The organism is Patiriisocius sp. 208BN25-11 (assembly GCF_058147145.1).
Map to the genome: position 1 here is coordinate 267,177 of NZ_JBYVJY010000002.1, position 20,105 is coordinate 287,281.

The following is a 20,105-nucleotide window of genomic DNA, read 5'->3' on the forward strand; positions in this document are numbered from 1 at the left end:
ATAGTTATAAAAATAAAAAATAATCAAAGTAGATTCCCGTTTTCACGGGAATGAAAAACAAGTTTTTCATGAAAATATTAGCAAACGACGGCGTATCACAATCTGGAATTGATACATTAACAGCAGCAGGTTTTGAAGTCTTTACGACCAAAGTAGCGCAAGAACAGTTAGCAAACTATATCAATGAACACAATATCACTGTGCTATTGGTGAGAAGTGCAACTACAGCAAGAAAAGAATTAATAGACGCCTGCCCTAGCCTAAAAGTGATAGGGCGTGGTGGTGTTGGTATGGATAATATTGATGTTAGTTACGCAAGAGAAAAAGGATTGCATGTAATTAACACTCCGGCAGCATCCTCTTCTTCTGTTGCAGAATTAGTATTTGCGCATTTATTTGGAGGGGTTCGATATTTGTACGATGCGAACAGAAACATGCCTTTAGATGGGGACACTCAATTTAAAGCTCTAAAAAAGAATTATGCTAAAGGAGCAGAATTACGTGGTAAGACCATTGGTATTATTGGTTTTGGACGTATTGGTCGTGAGGTTGCCAAAATTGCATTAGGATGTGGTATGAAAGTAATCGCTAGCGATAATTATGTTGGTGAAGCAGATATTACATTAGATTTCTATGATGGGCAACAAACAACTTTAAAAATAAAAACAGAGCCAGTTGATCAATTAATTCAACATAGTGATTTTATAACATTACATGTTCCAGCACAAAAAGACTATATTATTGGCAAAGAAGAAATAGCAAAAATGAAAGATGGTGCTGCTATTATCAACGCTGCCAGAGGTGGTGTCATTGATGAAGTTGCCTTAGTAGATGCTTTAGATAAAGGAAAACTATCTTTTGCTGGTTTAGATACTTTTGAAAAAGAACCAACACCAGAGATAAAAGTACTTATGAATCATAAAATATCTTTGAGTCCTCATATTGGAGCCGCAACTAATGAAGCACAGGATAGAATTGGGACAGAATTGGCATCACAAATAATTACAATATTTCAATAAATAGTATTATTTTCACAAAAAATTCATGTTATGAAAAAAATATTATTTGTACTCACAATGATTTTTTCTTTTGCGGCATCTGCACAAGTCACAAACCAAGGAACTCCATTAAGTTGGAAACTTTTAAATGATCAAAATGAAATTAACGCTAGAGAACTTCCTAGTTTTAATCTAGAACAAGTTAAACAAGAAGATGCTGTAAATGACCAAGCATTTGATAGACCCTGGCGCTTTGGATATATGCACAGTGTTGACTTCGGATTAAATGATGGAGTTTGGACAACTCTAGAAAATGGTGATAGAATATGGAGACTCCCTATAGAATCTAAAGGTGCCTTATCTATGAATTTCATTTTCGATGATTTCTTCCTTCCAGAAGGAGGTACTGTATACTTATATAATGATGAGCATACTGATTTACTAGGAGCCTATACGAATGTTGAAAATAACGAAGATGGCGTTTTAGGTACATGGCTAGTAAAAGGAGAGAAAGTTTGGATTGAATACTTAGAGCCTGCAAATGTTCAAGGTCAAGGAAGACTTCATATTGCCAAAGCTACTCACGGGTATAGAAATGCTGAAACATTCCAAGCCGCAAAAGGTTTGAATGACTCTGGAAACTGTAACCTAGATGTTAATTGCCCGATTGGTAATGACTGGTCTATGTTAAAAGATCACAACAAAAAATCTGTTGGAATTCTTTTATCAGGAGGAAGTGGTTTTTGTAGTGGTGCCTTAGTAAACAACACAGCAAATGACGGCACACCATATTTCTTAACAGCAAATCACTGCTTTAGCAACCCAAGCTCATGGGCTTTTAGATTTGGATGGATTAGTCCAAACCCTATATGCGCTGAAACTGAAGCAAGTGATAATGGACCAACAAACTTAACCATCAGTGGTGCTCAATTAAGAGCAAGAAGTAGCAACGCTGATTTTTGTTTGGTAGAAATTAACAACCCGATTCCTTCAGATTGGGATCGTGTATTTGCTGGCTGGGATAGAACTGATGATGTTCCTGACTTTACAGTAGGAATTCATCATCCTTCTGGTGATATCATGAAAATATGTAGAGATGATGATGCCCCTTCAAAAGAGGTAAATGCTGGAGCTCAAACATGGGAAATACTAGGTGGAAGCGGACAAGGCTGGGAACTTGGTGTAACAGAACCTGGATCTTCTGGTTCTCCACTCTTTGATCATGAAGGTAAAATTATTGGTCAACTTTATGGTGGTGCTGCTGCTTGTTCTGGAACAAATGATAATAACGCTTTTGATTATTATGGGAGATTTGCTGTATCATGGGATAACGGCTCTTCTGCTTCAACAAGATTAGAAGATTGGTTAGATCCTACTGGAACAAATCCTGAAACTCTAGAAAGCTTTCCTCCTTTTGAAGTATTAGCTCTAGATGGATCTGTCTCATCTTCTATTCCAGATACTACATGTGGAAGTACAGAAGTTGCGCCTTCTATTTCTCTTTCTAATAATGGTTCAAACACTATTACTTCGGCTACCATTACATGGCAATTAGATGGTGGTACATTAGAGACTATTAACTTTAGTGGATCATTAGCTCAAAATGAAAATGAAATTTTTAATCTTCCATCTGTTGTATTATCTGAAGGAACACATACGCTAACTGTAACACTAGTTGATGTAAATGGCGGAAATGATCAAAATAGTTCAAACGATACGAGCACTAATGAATTTGATATTGCTTTAACTGAGAATGAATACTCTGCAGAACAAGTAATATTAGAATTACTTACAGATGATTGGGCACAAGAAACTACTTGGGAATTTAGAAAACTAGATGGTACTGTTTTATATGATGGCGGACCTTATCAAGAAAATACAGATGATAACACTACTTTTATAGAAACATTTAATGTAGATCTAGATGAATGTTATGAGTTTGAAATTTTTGATACAGCTGGCGATGGAATATGCTGTGGTTTTGGTATAGGAGCTTACGAGCTTAGAACCAATATTGGAGAAGTAATTTTTGAAGGTGGCGAATTTGGTGATGCCGAAACAACCGAATTTAAAACTAGCGAAACATTAGCAATAAATGATGTAACTCTTAGTAATTCGATTGCATTGTACCCTAACCCTACCTCTAATATCTTAAATGTAAACATTGGTATTTCAGCTCCTGAAGTTTCGTTTAGTATTAGCAACATTGCAGGTCAAGTATTAACTGCTAATACTTTTGTATCACAAGAAAATGCAATTGACATTTCATCTTACGGTACAGGTATATACTTTATTAGATTAAAAGATAACAAAACAAACACTGTAACTACTTTGAAGTTTATTAAACAATAAGGTTACACTTCGTATAACTATAAAAATGCGAGTGATATATCATCACTCGCATTTTGCTTTAAAAAAACTTTTACATGAAAACAATACCATTTATTATTATATTATTTGCTTTTTCTAATTGTAACTCAACAAAAAAAACTGTGAAAGACACAACTCTTGATTCAGAATATTTAGTCTTGGAAATAAACGAAAAAGATATCACTAACGCTGCTTTAAGTATAACTTTCAATACTAAAGAAAAGAGTGTATCAGGATTTGCTGGTTGTAATAATTTTTTTGGCAGTTACACACAAGAAAAAAATAAAGTAACTTTTTCTAAGATTAGCAAAACAAAAAAGTATTGTCCGCAAAATGACAAAAATGAAATAGAAAAAAAATTCATCAATGCTTTATCAAATGTAGTGAACCTAAAAGAGCTAGATAAAGGAACTATTTTGCTTTTAAACGAAAAGGGCTTAGAAATGATTCGTTTAAAACTGAAATAAACATTAAAACCTTTCTACTACATAAAAATCTGCGCTATTTTTAGTATATTGATTATAAACTTTAAAATGTATTACAATGTCGGGAATTTTAGACTTATTAAACAGTGACATGGGACGCCAACTAATTGGTGGACTTAGTCAAGAAACAAATCAACCAGCAGATAAAACTGCTTCTGCTTTAACTGCAGCACTACCTTTGTTAATGGGTGCAATGAAACGAAATGCTAGCAGTCCTCAAGGCGCCGAAGGACTTATGAATGCCCTAAATGGCAAACACGATGGTAGCATCTTAGATAATCTTGGAGGTTTATTCTCTGGAGGAGTCGATGAAAGCGTAAAACAAGATGGTCTTGGTATTTTAGGCCATGTACTAGGAGGCTCACAAGATAATGTTGTGGGTGCAGTTTCACGCAAATCTGGAGTAGACACCAATGGTGTTATGCAAATGCTACAAGTAGCAGCACCTGTTTTACTTGGAATGCTAGGAAAACAAACAAGACAACAAAATGTATCATCTTCGAATGGTATTGGAGATCTACTTGGCGGTCTTATGGGTGGCGGTGAATCTCAACCAAAACAACAAAGCTTAATAGAATCTATTTTGGATGGCGACAATGACGGAAGTGTTATTGACGACATTGCTGGAATGGTTCTAGGCGGAGGAAAATCAAAAGGCGGCGGATTAGGCGGTCTTTTAGGTGGACTCTTTGGCAAATAAAATCCCCGATTCAAACTATAAAACCACTTCATATCGAAGTGGTTTTTTTATGAACAAAACTATTATTTACAAGCGATTATAGTACCTTTGTATTGCCATGAAATATCTTTTTGCATTTTTAATCATTTTTGGTTGTCTTGTAAGTTGTAATTCTAGTAAGAATACAGTTACTACAGGCACTGCTGTGGGTGATAAAATGGACACGATAGTCATTGCAAATGATACATTAGAATACGAAATCATTATTTTAGAACAAGGATTTGATCGGTATCTCAATACGCAACCTAACGCCGAGTATTACTCAACAACATTTTTAGAAAGGAAAAATGATTTTTACGTTCGTGAATATAACCGACGCGTAAGAGATATAGCGCGTTCTAGAGACCTATACCCACAAGAAATTAATTACGACCCCACAGTTCGTTATGGCAAAGAAGTGAATTACTTACTATTTAACTACTTTCAATTCTTTGAATACAAATACAATCAAAAACTCAAGTGAAAAAATTAAAAGAGCGTTGGAATATCCATTCTAATTGGAGATTAGCTGTTGTATTTATTGTATTTTCTATTACAGGAAGTAGTGCTGCCAAATTAGCTGGACCAATTACAGAATACATAGGCATTACAAAAGAACTACAATGGTACATCTATTGGCCCATTAGAATTTTGATTGTTTTTCCTGTGTACCAAATACTTTTGGTGTTTTTTGGATGGCTTTTTGGTGAATTTGAATTTTTCTGGGCCTTTGAGAAAAAAATGCTCAGAAGTATGAAATTAGGATTCCTATTAAGAGATTAAAAAAATTAATCTTTTATCTCTACTTCTATAGACTGCATTTTATTGGTGTCCTTTTTCCAAACAAAAGTATACAACCACATTAATGTGAATGTTGGAATAAAATCGGTCATCGGTAATATCTCTTCAAGAAATACAATAGCCGAAGCTATTTTTCCTTCTTTCCCATCATACATCTCACTCATTTTCTTTGAAGCGTAAGGTGCCCAAAGTATATCTAGAAAAGGACCCGCTACAGGAATAAAAGCAGTTGCCATACCAATAGCATCGTATAATAGTCCGCGTCTAAATAGTTTTGATTTGTTCATTGTGTTGTGTTTTAAAATTTCAGAAATACAAAAATTCCAAAATAGGTTATTTTAAAATATAAAAAGCAATAACTGTTCCAAGAAAATGGCTATCTACCTTAGTACAATAGTATAGGTAGGGTTATGTGCTGAAATGTTACAACGCAAGATTAAGCTAAATCATTGCTAATAAGCTTTAAAAACTCATTTCGAGTTTCAATTTTTTCGAACTGTCCTCGAAACCCAGATGTTGTTGTGACACTATTTTGTTTTTGGACTCCTCGCATCATCATACACATATGACTTGCCTCTATTACTACAGCAACACCTTCTGGCTTTAAAGTACTATTAATGCACTCTAAAATATCATGGGTAAGTCGCTCTTGTACTTGAAGTCTTCTAGCAAAAACATCAACCACACGCGGTATTTTACTAAGACCAACGATGTGTCCATTAGGAATATATGCAATATGAGCTTTCCCAAAAAAAGGCAACATGTGGTGTTCGCAGAGTGAGTATAACTCAATGTCTTTTATAATTACCATGTCGTTATAATCTTCTGCAAACATAGCTCCCCGTAGAATTGCTGCAGGATCTTGATCATATCCCTGCGTTAAAAACTGCATTGCCTTTGAAGCACGTTCGGGAGTTTTCACAATTCCTTCACGAGTGATATCTTCTCCTAACCCATCAAGTATTTCAGAAAATTTTTGTTTAAGATCCTCAGTGGTTTCTTGGTTATATTCTTCAAAAAATCTATAATTCCCCATCTAGTCTTGTTTAAGTTTATCTGCAAAATACTGCTTTATTTTATCAATTTTAGGTGTTATGATAAATTGACAGTAGGGCTGTTCTTTATTTTGGTTGTAATATTCATGATGCGCAGCTTCTGCCATATAAAATACATCTAATGGACTCACCTCTGTAACAATAGGGTCTGAAAACACTTTGGCATTTGTAAGCGCTTCAATAAACGCAAGAGATTGCTCCTTTTGTGTTTCACTTGTATAAAAAATAGCGCTTCTATATTGTGTTCCAACATCGTTTCCCTGTCTGTTTAATGTGGTGGGATCATGGGTTGCAAAAAAGACTTCCAGTAAGGTTGCAAATGATATAACGCTGGGGTCAAAATCAATTTGTATTCCTTCTGCATGGCCAGTTCTACCCTGACATACTTCTCTGTATGCTGGATTTTTAATCCTACCTCCAGTATACCCAGAGACCACGTCATGCACACCCTCTAAACGTTGAAAAACTGCTTCTGTACACCAAAAGCATCCGTTAGCAAAAATTGCTTGTTCAATACTATTACTCATAACTTAAACGAAGTTACATAATTTAACACTCTATAAATAATTCAAATTCTTTTTAACTTTTTATTAATAAAAGTAGCCTTTGCATACACCTAGATTTGCAGTTTTACTTTTTTAACCAATCCCCATCAAGCAGTGCTAAATCTATGCGTTATATAGTCCTTTTTCTCGTGTGTATGTTGCACACAACTCAACTCGCAGCTCAAGAGAAAAAAATACTTACTGCTACTCGAATTTCTGATGCTCCCAAGATTGATGGTTATTTAGACGATGCCATTTGGGAAACCTTGCCTTCCTTCGGAAATTTTAATATGCTGCAACCTGGTACCGATGGCGATATTCCTGTAGGCTATGAAACCAAAGTGCAAATGGCCTACGATGACAAAGCTGTATATGTAGCTGCTTACATGAATGATCCAGATATTGAGAATACGGCAAGTCAGTTTTCTCAAAGAGACGATTTAAGTGCCCAAGCCGATTTTATCGCAGTTGCCTTGAACACCTACAATGACGGTATAAACGAAACTCGTTTTGGTGTTACGAGTGCAGGGACCATATTTGATTCTAAAATTTCTATCAACAATGAAGATTTAGGATACAATGTTGTATTTGAAGGGAAAATTTCAAAAGACACCAATGGTTGGTATGCAGAATTTAAAATACCCTATAATGCACTTCGTTTTCCTGAAGTTGAAACTCAAAACTGGAGTATCAATTTTTATAGAAGAATCATTAATATTAATGAAACACATTCTTTTGCTCCAATTGACATCACAAAAGGTAGAGGTACATTATATAACGCACCTGTAGTAGGTGTTAAAAACATTGACCCTCCTATTCGTTTAACCTTATTTCCCTTTGCGCAAGGTGTAGTGGCTTCGTTTGATGGAGAAACCGATACAAGCTTTAGCGCTGGAATGGATGTTAAATATGGCTTGAGTGATAGTTTTACCCTTGATGCCACGCTTATTCCAGATTTTGGTCAAGCTGCCTTCGATGAAGTTACTTTAAATCTAGGTCCGTTTGAACAAACCTTTGACGAACAACGTCAATTCTTTACAGAAGGTACAGAGCTATTTAATATAGGTCGTGTATTTTTCTCAAGACGTGTTGGAAGTGCACCTACGGGAGAGGTAACAGATTTAGAGGATAATGAGGTTGTAGAAGAATTTCCCGATCGTGTTAATTTGTTAAATGCTATTAAAATTTCAGGAAGAACTAAAGATAAACTTGGGGTTGGCTTTTTTAATGCCATTACCGAAAACACCTACGCCACTGTCAAAAATGAAGAAACAGGAGCTGTTAGAGAAGTACTCGTAGAGCCTTTATCAAACTACAACATCTTTGTATTAGACCAACAGTTTAATGATAACTCATCTATTTCACTAATCAATACCAATGTAACAAGGGATGGTGGTTTTAGAGATGCCAATACCTCTGCACTAGCTTTTGATGTTACTGACAAACAAAATAGATACAATGCGTCAGGAAGAGCCATTGTAAGTAATGTAAACCTAGACACAGGATATCGTTCTGGGTTTTTGTCAGAACTCGACTTCGCAAGAATAAAAGGAAGGTTTAGATATCGTGTCGGACATGATTTTTCTAATACTACCTATGATATAAATGACCTAGGACTAAATAGACGCAATAACTTCAATAACTTTGTTGCAGGACTCTCTTATGAAAATTTTGAGCCCACCAAAATTTTCAACAAATACCGTTTTCAGTTTACGGCGAGACATAGCCGATTGTATGACCCTAATGTAACTACAGGTGATAGTTATAGATTAAATATCTTTTTTGCAATGCGGTCTAGACTCGCATTTGGTGGATTTGCTGATTATAGAACAGCTCGTGATGATTATTTCGAACCACGTGTTCCTGGCAAATTTGTAACCTTTTCTAGAAGTCTTGGGGGAAGAGTTTTTGTTTCTACAGATTATAGAAAACGATTTGCTTTTGATCTAGGAATTGGACACAGAAAAGATTATGACCAGCCACAACGTCAATACTTTATCGACTTTTCTCCGAGATATCGTTTTTCAGATAAATTCTTGGTGATTATCAATTCGGAGTACTCAAAGAGAAATAATCAGTTTGGGTATATAGACAATACAGAAACCGATGTCTTTTTTGGACAGAGAGATATAGAAACTATTGAAAACTCATTGACAGCGAGTTATAACTTTGATCCGTATAAAGCCATTGACTTGCGTTTTAGAAACTTCTGGACAGCTGTAGATTATAGTGACAACGCATTTTTTGATTTAAATGACAATGGTACTAGAAACCTTATAGACTACGAAATCACAGAGGACAATGACCCAAACAGAAATTTCAATATATGGAATCTTGATTTGAGTTTTAGGTGGCGTTTTGCACCAGGTAGTGAAGCTAGTCTGCTCTATAGAAACCAGATTTTTAATAACGACAACCAATCTACTATTGGTTATACAGAAAGCTTAAATACGTTATTTAACCAACCCATACAGAATACCGTATCCTTAAGAATCACCTATTTTATTGATTACAATAACGTAAAATATCTTTTTAAGAAAAGTTCTTAAACTTTTATGACTTTACACTTCGGGAATTTTAAAACTAGAGCTTCTCATAGAATTTTAATAAAGTAACGAAATTGACTCGCAAATTTGATTTCGAAAAAATAGTGCTTTTATATAATTTACAATAGGAGTTTTCTATTTAAAAAATTCTTAGAGCTAGTGATTTTAAATAGAAATCATAAAAAACAAAGAACATTTTATCTTCTGCAATAATGTAAGTATTTTGGTAGTTTAAATACTACTTATAAAAAGCATTATGAAAAAGTTATTTTATATTTCCCTTTTAGCCTCCTTAGTACTGTGTGTGAGTTGTTTTGAAGATTTAGACGACAACATAACTCCGGCATCAAATCTTGACATACAGGATTTTATTTATCGCGGATTAAACTTCTTCTATTTATACAAGGCAGATACGCCAGAGTTAGCAAATAATGCTTTTACCACAGAAGAAGCAAAAAATAACTTTTTAAATAACTATGATTCACCAGAAAGCCTCTTTGAGTATTTAAAATCTGACCAAGATCGTTTTAGTATTTTAGTAGATGACTACATATCGCTTGAAAATGCATTAAGTGGTGTTACGCTAAACAATGGTATGGAATTCGGATTGATACGCTATCCTGATGAAAGCGGAAATGTTTTTGGGTATGTAAGATACATATTACCCAACACAGATGCTGCCTCAAAAGATTTAGAGCGCGGTGATATTTTTAATACTATTAACGGGCAACAAATCAATGAAGATAATTTTAGTAGCTTATTAGATCCAGACACATACACCATAGGCTTGGCAACTTTTGATGGAGAGACTATTACACCTACATCAGAGAGTATAGAACTAACAAAGACCGAATACACCGAAAACCCAGTACACATTACCCGAACCTTTACAATCGGTGGAGAGAAAGTTGGATATTTAATGTACAATGGATTTACCCGTAATTTTGATCCAGAATTAAATGCTGCCTTCGGACAGTTTAAAAACGAAGGCATACAGCATCTAGTACTTGATTTACGATATAATGGTGGAGGTTCTGTAGAAACTGCTGTGGATTTGTCGTCCATGATTACAGGACAATTTAATGGTCAAGTATTCTACACAGAACAATGGAATGAGGATAGACAAGAAGCCTACGCAAATCCTGGATTGTTCAATACCGAAATAAGCAATGGCGAGGCTATCAATAGTTTGAATCTTGACGAGGTATTTATTCTTACGACTTCGCGTTCTGCATCTGCAAGTGAATTAGTTATTAATGGATTAAGCCCATACATAAATGTAGTACAAGTAGGTGACAATACTACTGGTAAATTTCAAGCCTCTTTCCTACTCTACGATGCTCCAGCACCTAATTTTAGTCGTTCGCAAGCTAATCCGAATCACACATATGCAATGCTACCGCTCGTATTTAAAACTGCAAATGCGGCTGGAAATACCGATTATATTGATGGGTTAGTTCCAGACGTAGCACTTAGAGAAGATTATGCAAACTTAGGTCAGTTGGGAGATATCAATGAACCACTACTTGCCGAAGCCTTAAATCAAATAGTCACTACAAGACAACAAACTTATTTCTTTGATGCCTTAGATGAAATTGGAGATAGTAATAGTAAAAATCCATTAGAAGGCATCATGATACTTGATAAATAGTCTATGTAACAAAACCCTTCTGGCTATGAATATTTCAGAAAAAGTAACTGCCTTTATCGAAAAACAATCACAATGGAGTGAAGAAATTTCTATGATTCGAGAGGTATTTCTTGAAACAGAATTGGTAGAAGAAATTAAATGGGGTGCTCCTGCATACACCATAAACAAAAAGATTGTGGTGGGTATGATGGGATTTAAACAGCATCTAGGTATTTGGTTTCACCAAGGCGTTTTTCTAAAAGACCCTCACCAAATATTAATCAATGCCCAAGAAGGAAAGACAAAAGGACTAAGACATTGGAGAATAAAAAAGGGAGATGTTTTTGCTACTGAAATATTAAAAAAATATACTCTTGAGGCGATTCAAAATTGTAAAGACGGAAAAGAGATCAAACCTAAAAGAAAAAAGCTACTACTACCAGAAATACTGAAAGATGCATTTACTTCGTCTCCTGACTTAGCAACTCATTTTAAAGAATTAAGTTTAGGAAAACAAAAAGAATATGCAGGTTATATTTCCGAAGCAAAACTAGATGCCACAAAATTACGTAGATTAGAAAAAATAAAACCCATGGTTATGAATGGTATTGGCTTACATGATAAATACAAAAATTGCTAATGGCAATTAAACGATCCAAAATCAACTCAAGAGAACTTTGGTATTATGTACGAAGAGCTTTTGCAATATTTATCGCTTGGAGTCTTATTTCAAACTTGATTTTCTTTTACGACTATTATTTATTGAAATCTAATGGCGCATTAACTAGTGCTTATGATTTTAAACAATCGTTTACTACCAACTTAATAATTCATGTATCGGCAGGGCTTATTGGTGGATTCCTGACCGTGAATCTCATGGAATATGCTCTTAGAAAATATGTTTTTTATAGAGCCTTAATTCTTATTACGATACTCTATACAATTGCTGCGATTATAATAAGTTGCCTTGGGGCTATGTATTTCTTTAGCCAGGAGTTTGGAGTAGACTATTTTGATGAAAAAGTAATAGCCCAGCTTTTCTTGTTTTTTAAAAGTTGGTTATTTATTAAAAATTTTATCACTTGGCTTGTCATTGTATTGCTAACGCTCATTATTTTGATGGTCAACAAAAAATATGGTCCTGGGGTATTCCCAGATTATTTAATGGGGCGATATTTTAGACCTAAAAATGAACGCCGTATCTTTATGTTTGCAGATATTAAAGATGCTACTGGTATTGCTGAAAAGTTAGGAGAAGAAAAGTATTTTAATTTTCTAAAAGACTTTTTTAAAGATATTAGTCCGGCAATCATGCAAACACGAGGCGAAGTCTATCAATATGTTGGAGATGAAATTGTTATTTCCTGGAAAATAAAGCAAGGCTTAAAAAGATCTAATGCGATACAATGCTATTATAGTATGTATGACACTATACATGCTAAAAAAGAACAATATATTAAAGAATATGGTCTCTCACCCATCTTTAAGGTTGGGTATCACTTCGGAAATATTATGGTAGGAGAAATTGGACAAATTAAACGAGAAATTGTATTTTCAGGAGATGTATTAAACACGGCTTCACGAATTCAATCGGTTTGCAATGCTTTAGGGGTTTCTATTCTAGCCTCCAAGGAGTTTGCCGATATGCAGTTAAAATTACCACCAAACATAGAAAGAAAAGACCTTGGAGAAGAAAAGTTAAAAGGAAAAAAAACAGAGATTTCATTGGTTACTTATACAAGAAAAAACGCTTAGCAAATGATTACAGCAAAAAACATTCATAAATACTACGATAGCTTGCATGTATTAAAAGGAGTCGATTTACATATTAAAAAAGGAGAAATTGTTTCTATTGTAGGAGCGTCTGGTGCTGGTAAAACAACACTATTACAAATTCTTGGTACCTTAGATCGCTTTGATGAAGGCGAACTTTCAATCAATAATCAATCACTTGCCTCGCTAAATAAAAAACAATTAGCGGCTTTCAGAAATACCTCATTAGGCTTTATATTTCAGTTTCACCAGTTATTACCCGAATTTACAGCCTTAGAAAATGTATGTATTCCTGGTTTTATTAAACAAACAAAAAAAGAAGAAGTAGAAAAAAGAGCCAAAGAACTCTTGGCTTTTCTAGGAGTATCTCATAGAGAAAACCATAAACCCAATGAGCTATCTGGAGGAGAACAGCAACGTGTTGCAGTTGCCAGAGCCCTCATCAATAATCCAGCTATTATATTGGCAGACGAACCCAGTGGAAACCTAGATACCGAAAGCGCAGAAAACCTTCATAATTTGTTTTTTAAACTTAGGGATGAATTTGGTCAAACCTTTGTTATTGTTACACATAACGAAGAGCTAGCTGCTATGGCAGATAGAAAACTAACAATGGTAGATGGTAGTATTGCTGATTGATTAAAATTTGTTGAATATACGCCTTCCCATTGGATTATCAAGGGTGCCTCTATCATAGGTAACGATGAACCTATTTTCATCAATAAATTCTATAGTTTCAAGATCTCTTTGATTATTACTTAAAATAAAATTATATCCTACACCAGGGACTACTTCATATGCATATACAGTAAGATCATTAAGATTTTGTCCATCACATAAATCTAGATAGGGAGAAATTAATAATTCTCCATTTGTTAAAAACTGCCATACATCATCATTTGCACAGGTATCTGTATCTATCCATGCGTCACTTTCAGTTTCTCTCTTTTGAAATACTTCTACTTGCCATAAACCTGCGTCAGCTGTTAAGATTGCAGCTATATCTGATCCAGAATCTGGGCCATCATCATCATTACTGCAAGAAAATAAACTAAAAACTAATACCGTTACTACAAGAAGCTTCTTTACCATATTCATATTTTTTTTGTCTTTATATTATTTATAACAAAAAAACCATTTATCAATTCGCTATACAATACCCACTATTAGGTATTTTTACAAGAATGAAAAAACTCTCAAAAAAAGCACTAAAAGAATTTTTGGAAGAAAAAGCTTTTCAATACAATACCCTCGACTTTATTGAAACTGATCCTATTCAAATACCCCATAAATTTTCAGAAAAAGAGGATATCGAGATTGCTGGCTTTTTAATTGCTACCATAGCCTGGGGAAATAGAAAAAGCATTATCACTAATGGAGAAAAATTACTATCCATAATGGGGCACTCCCCTTTTGATTTCATTTCAAATTACTCAAAAAAAAATAAAAAATACACCAAAGGTTTTGTGCACAGAACCTTTAACGAAGAAGACTTACACTGTTTCTTTCTAGCATTACAACATTGTTATGCCCAACATGATGGCTTAGAAGCTATTTTTATGAAAAATGCTACCAAAGCAAGCTTACAACCCGCCATACATCAATTTAAAAAGACCTTTTTTGAGATACCGCATCTTCCAAGAACACAAAAACATGTGAGTGATCCGTTAAAGAACAGTGCCGCCAAAAGAATCAATATGTTTTTAAGATGGATGGTACGCCAAGATAATAAGGGAGTTGACTTTGGTATCTGGAAATCCATATCCCCCAGTATTCTTTCTTGTCCTCTAGATGTTCATAGCGGCGGTATTGCTAGAAAATTAGGCATTTTACAACGAAAACAAAATGATGCCAAAGCACTTTTAGAATTAGATACAGTGCTCCGAAAAATGGACCCAATAGACCCTGTTAAATACGATTTTGCACTCTTTGGACTAGGAGCTTTTGAGAAATTTTAAAAGGAATAGGTCATTAATAGTTAAATTTCAACTTAATTAACTTCGGTTTTTTATCTTTGCTAAAATAGAATATAATACATGCAGTTTAAACACCCAGAACTTCTCTACGCACTTCTTTTACTGCTTATTCCTATTTTAATTCATTTATTTCAACTTAGACGATTTCAAAAAGTTGCCTTTACCAACGTTGCGTTTTTAAAGAAAGTAAGCATCCAAACCCGTAAGAGCTCTCAATTAAAAAAGTGGCTTACCTTATTGATGCGTTTGGGAGCGATTGCCGCTATTGTTATTGCTTTTGCGCAGCCTTTTAAAGCTTCTAAAACTGCCTTGAATAGTAATAAAGAAACAGTAGTATATTTAGACAACTCCTTTAGTATGGAAGCCAAAGGTGCAAATGGTCCTTTACTACAACGTGCTATTCAAGATATCTACGAGCAGTTAGCACCCAATAGCAAATTAAGTTGGTTTACAAACAATACAGCAAAGAAAAATGCGCCTGTCCAGCAAGTTAAAAATGAGTTATTAAAAGTAGATTACACTCAAAAACAATTAACACCCAATGAAGTCCTCTTAAAAGCCGAACTGCTTTTTAGCAAAGATGCTTCTGCAGATAAACGGTTAATTTATATTTCAGATTTTCAGCAAAAAGAAGCATTTCCAGGTGTACCTACTGATTTCAAGGTAAATGTAGTACAATTGAAAGCTGTAGATGCTCAAAACATAGCCATAGACTCTGCCTACATAGCTTCAACTACTGGAAGTAAAACACAATTAAATGTAGTACTCTCTGCTAAAGAGAATGCACAAAATACGGTGTCGGTATCTTTACATAATGACAACACTCTTGTTGCGAAGACTGCTGTAGATTTTAGCGAGAATAAAACCAAAACAGCTACCTTTGATTTCGATAACAGTGAAGGTTTTAAAGGAAGCATTCGTCTTACAGATGCGGGACTTAGCTATGACAACAGTTTATATTTCAGCATTAACATCCCTAATAAGTTAAAAGTGCTTAGCATAAATGCTAGTAATGCTAACTTCTTGCAGCGCATGTATACCAATACAGATTTCGAATACACACGATTGGATGCAAGAAATGTAAATTACAGTGTATTACCAGAGCAAAATTGCATTGTTTTAAACGAATTAAAAAGCATTCCTGCATCGCTTACCAATGCGTTATCTGAGTTCTCACAAAGTGGAGGAAGCATCTTAATTATTCCTGCAAAAGATGCTGAGTTAGCTAGCTATAATATATTGCTTAAAAATTTAGGTTTAGGAAGCCTAGATGAACAAGTTGCACAAGAAAAGAAAATAACCAAGATTGTTTTTGACCATCCTTTGTATAAAGATGTATTTGAAAAGCGTGTGGCAAATTTTCAATTCCCAAAAACAAATAGTTACTACACTACAATTTCTACCGCCACTCCTATTCTAGCCTACGAGGATGGAAAGCCTTTTTTATTAGGATCTAATAACAGCTATGTAGCAACGGCAGCTTTTAATGACGCCAACAGCAATTTTATAAGTTCTCCATTGATCGTTCCTACCCTGTACAATATTGCTAGACAGAGTTTACAATTACCGAAGCTGTATTACACAGTGGCAGCACCTACAACATTTGCAGTGCCTATTAGATTGGTACAAGATGAAATATTAACCATTAAAGATAGTGTAGTAAACTTTATACCATTACAACAAACCAAAGCCAATAAAGTAGTAATTAATACCCTAGACAATCCTATAAAGGCAGGAACATTTCGTATTGAAAAAGGAAATACGTTTATAGAGAATGTGAGCTATAACTACAATAGAGATGAAGGAGATTTGAGTTACGCCAACCCAGCAACTTGGGACGGAGTGACCACCCATGATAGTATTTCCAGTTTATTTGAAACAATTTCAAGAGAAAATAAAATAACAGATTTTTGGAAATGGTTTGCCCTATTGGCGCTGCTGTTTCTGTTAGCTGAAATGTTACTTCTGAAATTTTATAAAAAATAGAATACAGTTATGGCGTAAAGATGCGCTAGCATATCACCTGAAAAATTGAGTCGTATGAATGTATTATTAAAATCGGTTACCATTGTAGATAGCAATAGCAAGCATCATCTTAAAAAAAGAGATGTACTTATTGAGAAAGGGAGTATTTCAAAAATTGCTGCAACGATCAGCCCTAAAAACAAGGTAAAAGAAATCAAATTACCCAACCTCCATATTTCAAAGGGATGGTTTGATAGCTCAGTTTCTTTTGGAGAACCTGGCTTTGAGGAACGAGAAACCATCGATAATGGTTTAAAAACTGCTGCCTTAAGTGGTTTTACAGGAGTAGCATTAAACACCAATACGCATCCAGTTCCAGATAACAAAGGAGCGATTCGTTTTTTAAGCAGTGCTCAAAATAAGCATGCTGTAAACATATATCCAAATGGTACCTTAACCCAAGGTTCAAATGGCAAAGACTTGGCAGAATTATTTGATATGCACAATGAAGGCGCCATTAGTTTTTACGACCATAAGCGTCCGATAGCAAATCCGAATCTTTTAAAAATTGCTTTACAATACACTCAAAATTTCAATGGTTTGGTACAATCGTTTCCTTTTGAGAAAGCTATCGCTGCTAAAGGAATGGTACATGAACATATTAATAGCACCCTACTTGGTCTTAAAGGAATACCATCACTAGCAGAATCATTACAAGTTGCAAGAGATTTGTACATACTTGAATATACAGGCGGTACCTTACATATCCCAACCATTTCTACTGCAGATTCGGTGGACCTCATTAAAAAAGCAAAAAAGAAAGGTTTACAAGTTACTTGCAGTGTCTCCATAAACAACTTAGTACTCACCGACGACGTGCTAGAAAGTTTTGACACCAATTATAAGCTTATGCCTCCGCTAAGGACTAAAAAAGACACCAAAACATTGCTAAAAGGTTTAAAAGAGGGTACCATAGACATGGTAACCAGCGATCATAACCCGATGGATATTGAAAGTAAAAAAGTAGAATTCGACCATGCGGCGTATGGTAGTATCGGACTAGAAAGCTGTTTCGGAGCTTTACACAAGGCAACAGATCTAGAAACCGCTATTCATGCGCTAACACAGCAATCGGTGTTTAACATTTCAGAAAACAGTATTCAAGAAGGAGAAGTTGCAAACATGACGCTGTTTAATCCTTCTATAGAATGGGAATTCACAGAAGCAGACATCCTTACTACTTCTAAAAACGCAGCACTATTAGGGCATTCTTTACAAGGAAAAGCCTATGGGATTTTTAACAACAATCAACTTGTTTTAAATGACTAACACAACACCCAAAGGAAAAAACAAGGCTATTATTGCCTATATCACCTTTATAGGTATGTTTATAGCGTATACTATGAACCGAGACGAGAAAGATGCTTTTGCAACAGCACATATAAAAAATATGTTTGGTCTTGTATTAGGATTACTCATTGCGCAAACAACCCAGGCCTACATTCATCCTATCTTAGGAGATGTTTTATGGTGGATTTCCTTTGCATTATGGGGGTATTCAATTTTTACAGTGCTACAAAATAAGGAGCCCAACATCCCTTATTTAAGTAAGAAATTCCAAGATTGGTTTACTTTTTTAAATTAGATGCGGTATATTTAATATCTAATTTAACACAACCTCAATATGGAAACAACTTCAAATCCTGGAAAAACAACTGCAATAATTGCCTATTTAACTATCGTTGGTTGGATTATTGCATTTATTATGAACAATAAAGACAATAATGCTTTAGCTGCATTCCACATAAGACAAATGTTAGGCATTATGTTGGTAGCATTTGCGATATCACTTACCATAAGCATTACGGGCATAGGTATGCTATCAATATTACATTTAGGTACCGTTGCACTCTGGATTATGGGTATTATTGGTGCTGTTCAAGAAGAAGAAAAACCAGTTCCTGTGCTAGGAGACTATTTTCAAGATTGGTTTAAAACGATTGGGTAAAAAATAGATAACCATCAACATATTTTACCTTAAAAAGATGTCACATATCGTGGCATCTTTTATTTTTGTAGCATGGAGAAACAAACACTACCCTTAGCACATAATTATCAAGCACCCAAAGGAGCTCCAGAACATGCTCCAGCTATCATACTTTTACACGGCTATGGAAGTGATGAAAACGATTTATTTTCTTTTGCTCCAGAATTACCAGATACACACCATATTATCGCACTAAAAGCTCCATTACCACTACAGCCCTACGGCAATGCATGGTATAACATCTATTTTGAAGCTGGAAATGGAAAATTTAACAATGTTCCAGAAGCTATTGCAGCTAGAGATCTCATCGTTACCTGCATCGATGCTTGTATTGAAAAATATAACATAGACTCAAAAAACATTACATTGCTAGGTTTTAGTCAGGGTACCATTTTAAGTTTTGCAGTAGCCCTTAGCTATCCAGAAAAAATTAAGAATATTATTGGCCTAAGTGGCTATATTAGTGAAGATATGCTGCTTGATGGCTTTAAAAACAAAGACTATAGCCATTTAAACGTCTATACTTCTCATGGCACTGTAGATCAGGTTATTCCTATAGCTTGGGCTCAAAAGACAAAGCCTTTTTTAAAAGAATTAGGCATTGAATGTACTTACAGTGAATTCCCAGTAGGTCACGGAGTAGCACCTCAAAACTTTTATGAGTTTAAAAACTGGCTAGACAAGCAATAGATATTTAGTTTGAAGAATATAAAAATGAACTTATAGGTGTAAGGTCAAGTTTATTGTTCTCATCAAAGAAATACTCAATCATAATTTCTCCCCAATTGTTCCCGTCAGAGAAATCTGCTTGAATCCATCGATGGTTTAGCAACTTAATCTTATTAATCTTAAAATCGCCATTCACACTTTCTAGGGGTATAATGGGATTCCCTCCTTTTGCACCATTTTGATCATAAATCATATCCGTAATCATAGCCTCTACGTCTGATACTTCTAGACCAAGACGTTCGATATACTCGATAGCATTCTCGTTGCCTTGTAAGCTAAAGTAATTGGCTTCTTCGACACCTTCGGAAATGTTAGTAAGCGAATCTTTTGCTGTTTCAAGTTGCTTTGTTAAAGACTTAATGGTTTTGTCTTGGGCTTCAAAAACACTCTTTTCATTGGCATATTGAAACAAAATAAACAATGCTGCAAAAAAGAACAGGTACATAAAAATGCTTTTCTTCATAATC

At 34.8% G+C, this 20,105-nt stretch carries 22 protein-coding genes; 17 read left to right on the forward strand and 5 right to left on the reverse strand.

Translation table 11 applies throughout. The features are described from left to right. The first annotated feature begins 68 nt into the window (after positions 1-68). The 6 genes from ACY2RS_RS04110 (at position 69) to ACY2RS_RS04135 (ending at position 5,354) form a co-directional block, all read left to right on the forward strand. The gene (locus tag ACY2RS_RS04110; protein WP_490097343.1) at positions 69-1,019 is read left to right on the forward strand and encodes a D-2-hydroxyacid dehydrogenase; all 951 of its coding nucleotides are present in this window, start codon (positions 69-71) and stop codon (positions 1,017-1,019) included. A gap of 30 nt (positions 1,020-1,049) precedes the next feature. Continuing rightward, positions 1,050-3,350: a T9SS type A sorting domain-containing protein gene (locus tag ACY2RS_RS04115; protein ID WP_490097344.1), complete on the forward strand. Its 2,301-nt coding sequence runs from the start codon at positions 1,050-1,052 to the stop codon at positions 3,348-3,350. 74 nt (positions 3,351-3,424) lie between these two features. Then, on the forward strand, positions 3,425-3,835 hold the full coding sequence (locus ACY2RS_RS04120; protein WP_490097345.1) for an META domain-containing protein: 411 nt from the start codon (positions 3,425-3,427) through the stop codon (positions 3,833-3,835). 76 nt (positions 3,836-3,911) lie between these two features. Next, positions 3,912-4,553, forward strand: a complete 642-nt coding sequence (locus tag ACY2RS_RS04125; protein WP_490097346.1) for a DUF937 domain-containing protein — start codon at positions 3,912-3,914, stop codon at positions 4,551-4,553. A 97-nt stretch (positions 4,554-4,650) separates the two neighbouring features. Further along, positions 4,651-5,055 carry a DUF6146 family protein gene (locus tag ACY2RS_RS04130; RefSeq protein WP_490097347.1) on the forward strand — a complete coding sequence of 135 codons (405 nt, stop codon included), beginning with the start codon at positions 4,651-4,653 and terminating at the stop codon, positions 5,053-5,055. Further along, positions 5,052-5,354 (forward strand): DUF6787 family protein, encoded by a 303-nt coding sequence (locus tag ACY2RS_RS04135; RefSeq protein WP_490097348.1) that lies wholly within the window; start codon positions 5,052-5,054, stop codon positions 5,352-5,354. Before ACY2RS_RS04130 ends, ACY2RS_RS04135 begins: the two co-directional genes overlap by 4 nt. A 5-nt stretch (positions 5,355-5,359) precedes the next feature. Here ACY2RS_RS04135 and ACY2RS_RS04140 read toward each other — a convergent pair whose 3' ends face one another. The 3 genes from ACY2RS_RS04140 to msrA form a co-directional block, all read right to left on the reverse strand. Continuing rightward, a complete protein-coding gene (locus ACY2RS_RS04140; protein WP_490097349.1) occupies positions 5,360-5,659 on the reverse strand; it encodes a hypothetical protein in 300 nt (99 codons plus the stop codon). A 149-nt stretch (positions 5,660-5,808) separates the two neighbouring features. Beyond that, positions 5,809-6,408: a GTP cyclohydrolase I FolE gene (gene folE, locus ACY2RS_RS04145; RefSeq protein ID WP_490097350.1), complete on the reverse strand. Its 600-nt coding sequence runs from the start codon at positions 6,406-6,408 to the stop codon at positions 5,809-5,811. Continuing rightward, positions 6,409-6,954: a peptide-methionine (S)-S-oxide reductase MsrA gene (msrA, locus tag ACY2RS_RS04150; protein ID WP_490097351.1), complete on the reverse strand. Its 546-nt coding sequence runs from the start codon at positions 6,952-6,954 to the stop codon at positions 6,409-6,411. A 173-nt stretch (positions 6,955-7,127) separates the two neighbouring features. On the opposite strand from msrA, the gene ACY2RS_RS04155 reads away from it, so the two are divergent. The 5 genes from ACY2RS_RS04155 to ACY2RS_RS04175 all read left to right on the forward strand — a co-directional run bounded on the left by ACY2RS_RS04155 (position 7,128) and on the right by ACY2RS_RS04175 (position 13,560). Next, the gene (locus ACY2RS_RS04155) at positions 7,128-9,521 is read left to right on the forward strand and encodes a DUF5916 domain-containing protein (RefSeq protein WP_490097352.1); all 2,394 of its coding nucleotides are present in this window, start codon (positions 7,128-7,130) and stop codon (positions 9,519-9,521) included. A gap of 253 nt (positions 9,522-9,774) precedes the next feature. Next, the gene (locus ACY2RS_RS04160) at positions 9,775-11,169 is read left to right on the forward strand and encodes a S41 family peptidase (RefSeq protein WP_490097353.1); all 1,395 of its coding nucleotides are present in this window, start codon (positions 9,775-9,777) and stop codon (positions 11,167-11,169) included. A gap of 25 nt (positions 11,170-11,194) precedes the next feature. Beyond that, positions 11,195-11,788 (forward strand): YdeI/OmpD-associated family protein, encoded by a 594-nt coding sequence (locus ACY2RS_RS04165; protein WP_490097354.1) that lies wholly within the window; start codon positions 11,195-11,197, stop codon positions 11,786-11,788. Continuing rightward, a complete protein-coding gene (locus tag ACY2RS_RS04170; protein ID WP_490097355.1) occupies positions 11,788-12,903 on the forward strand; it encodes an adenylate/guanylate cyclase domain-containing protein in 1,116 nt (371 codons plus the stop codon). The genes ACY2RS_RS04165 and ACY2RS_RS04170 overlap by 1 nt, the downstream gene beginning before the upstream one ends. Before the next feature lie 3 nt (positions 12,904-12,906). Beyond that, positions 12,907-13,560: an ABC transporter ATP-binding protein gene (locus ACY2RS_RS04175; protein ID WP_490097356.1), complete on the forward strand. Its 654-nt coding sequence runs from the start codon at positions 12,907-12,909 to the stop codon at positions 13,558-13,560. On the opposite strand, the gene ACY2RS_RS04180 is transcribed toward ACY2RS_RS04175, so the two are convergent. Next, on the reverse strand, positions 13,561-14,013 hold the full coding sequence (locus ACY2RS_RS04180; RefSeq protein ID WP_490097357.1) for a hypothetical protein: 453 nt from the start codon (positions 14,011-14,013) through the stop codon (positions 13,561-13,563). A gap of 92 nt (positions 14,014-14,105) precedes the next feature. Here ACY2RS_RS04180 and ACY2RS_RS04185 point away from each other — a divergent pair, with 92 nt between their 5' ends. The 6 genes from ACY2RS_RS04185 to ACY2RS_RS04210 all read left to right on the forward strand — a co-directional run bounded on the left by ACY2RS_RS04185 (position 14,106) and on the right by ACY2RS_RS04210 (position 19,599). Then, positions 14,106-14,879 carry a TIGR02757 family protein gene (locus ACY2RS_RS04185; RefSeq protein WP_490097358.1) on the forward strand — a complete coding sequence of 258 codons (774 nt, stop codon included), beginning with the start codon at positions 14,106-14,108 and terminating at the stop codon, positions 14,877-14,879. A gap of 78 nt (positions 14,880-14,957) precedes the next feature. Next, on the forward strand, positions 14,958-16,883 hold the full coding sequence (locus tag ACY2RS_RS04190) for a BatA domain-containing protein (protein WP_490097359.1): 1,926 nt from the start codon (positions 14,958-14,960) through the stop codon (positions 16,881-16,883). Positions 16,884-16,937: 54 nt separating this feature from the next. Beyond that, positions 16,938-18,191, forward strand: coding sequence for a dihydroorotase (locus ACY2RS_RS04195; protein WP_490097360.1), 1,254 nt, complete (start codon positions 16,938-16,940; stop codon positions 18,189-18,191). Beyond that, positions 18,184-18,507 carry a hypothetical protein gene (locus ACY2RS_RS04200; protein ID WP_490097361.1) on the forward strand — a complete coding sequence of 108 codons (324 nt, stop codon included), beginning with the start codon at positions 18,184-18,186 and terminating at the stop codon, positions 18,505-18,507. The genes ACY2RS_RS04195 and ACY2RS_RS04200 overlap by 8 nt, the downstream gene beginning before the upstream one ends. Before the next feature lie 39 nt (positions 18,508-18,546). Continuing rightward, positions 18,547-18,870: a DUF4870 domain-containing protein gene (locus ACY2RS_RS04205; RefSeq protein ID WP_490097362.1), complete on the forward strand. Its 324-nt coding sequence runs from the start codon at positions 18,547-18,549 to the stop codon at positions 18,868-18,870. Between the two features lie 72 nt (positions 18,871-18,942). Next, entirely contained in the window at positions 18,943-19,599 is a 657-nt protein-coding gene (locus tag ACY2RS_RS04210) for an alpha/beta hydrolase (protein ID WP_490097363.1), read from the forward strand. Positions 19,600-19,603: 4 nt separating this feature from the next. Here ACY2RS_RS04210 and ACY2RS_RS04215 read toward each other — a convergent pair whose 3' ends face one another. Then, positions 19,604-20,101 carry a hydrolase gene (locus ACY2RS_RS04215; RefSeq protein ID WP_490097364.1) on the reverse strand — a complete coding sequence of 166 codons (498 nt, stop codon included), beginning with the start codon at positions 20,099-20,101 and terminating at the stop codon, positions 19,604-19,606. Positions 20,102-20,105 lie beyond the last annotated feature (4 nt).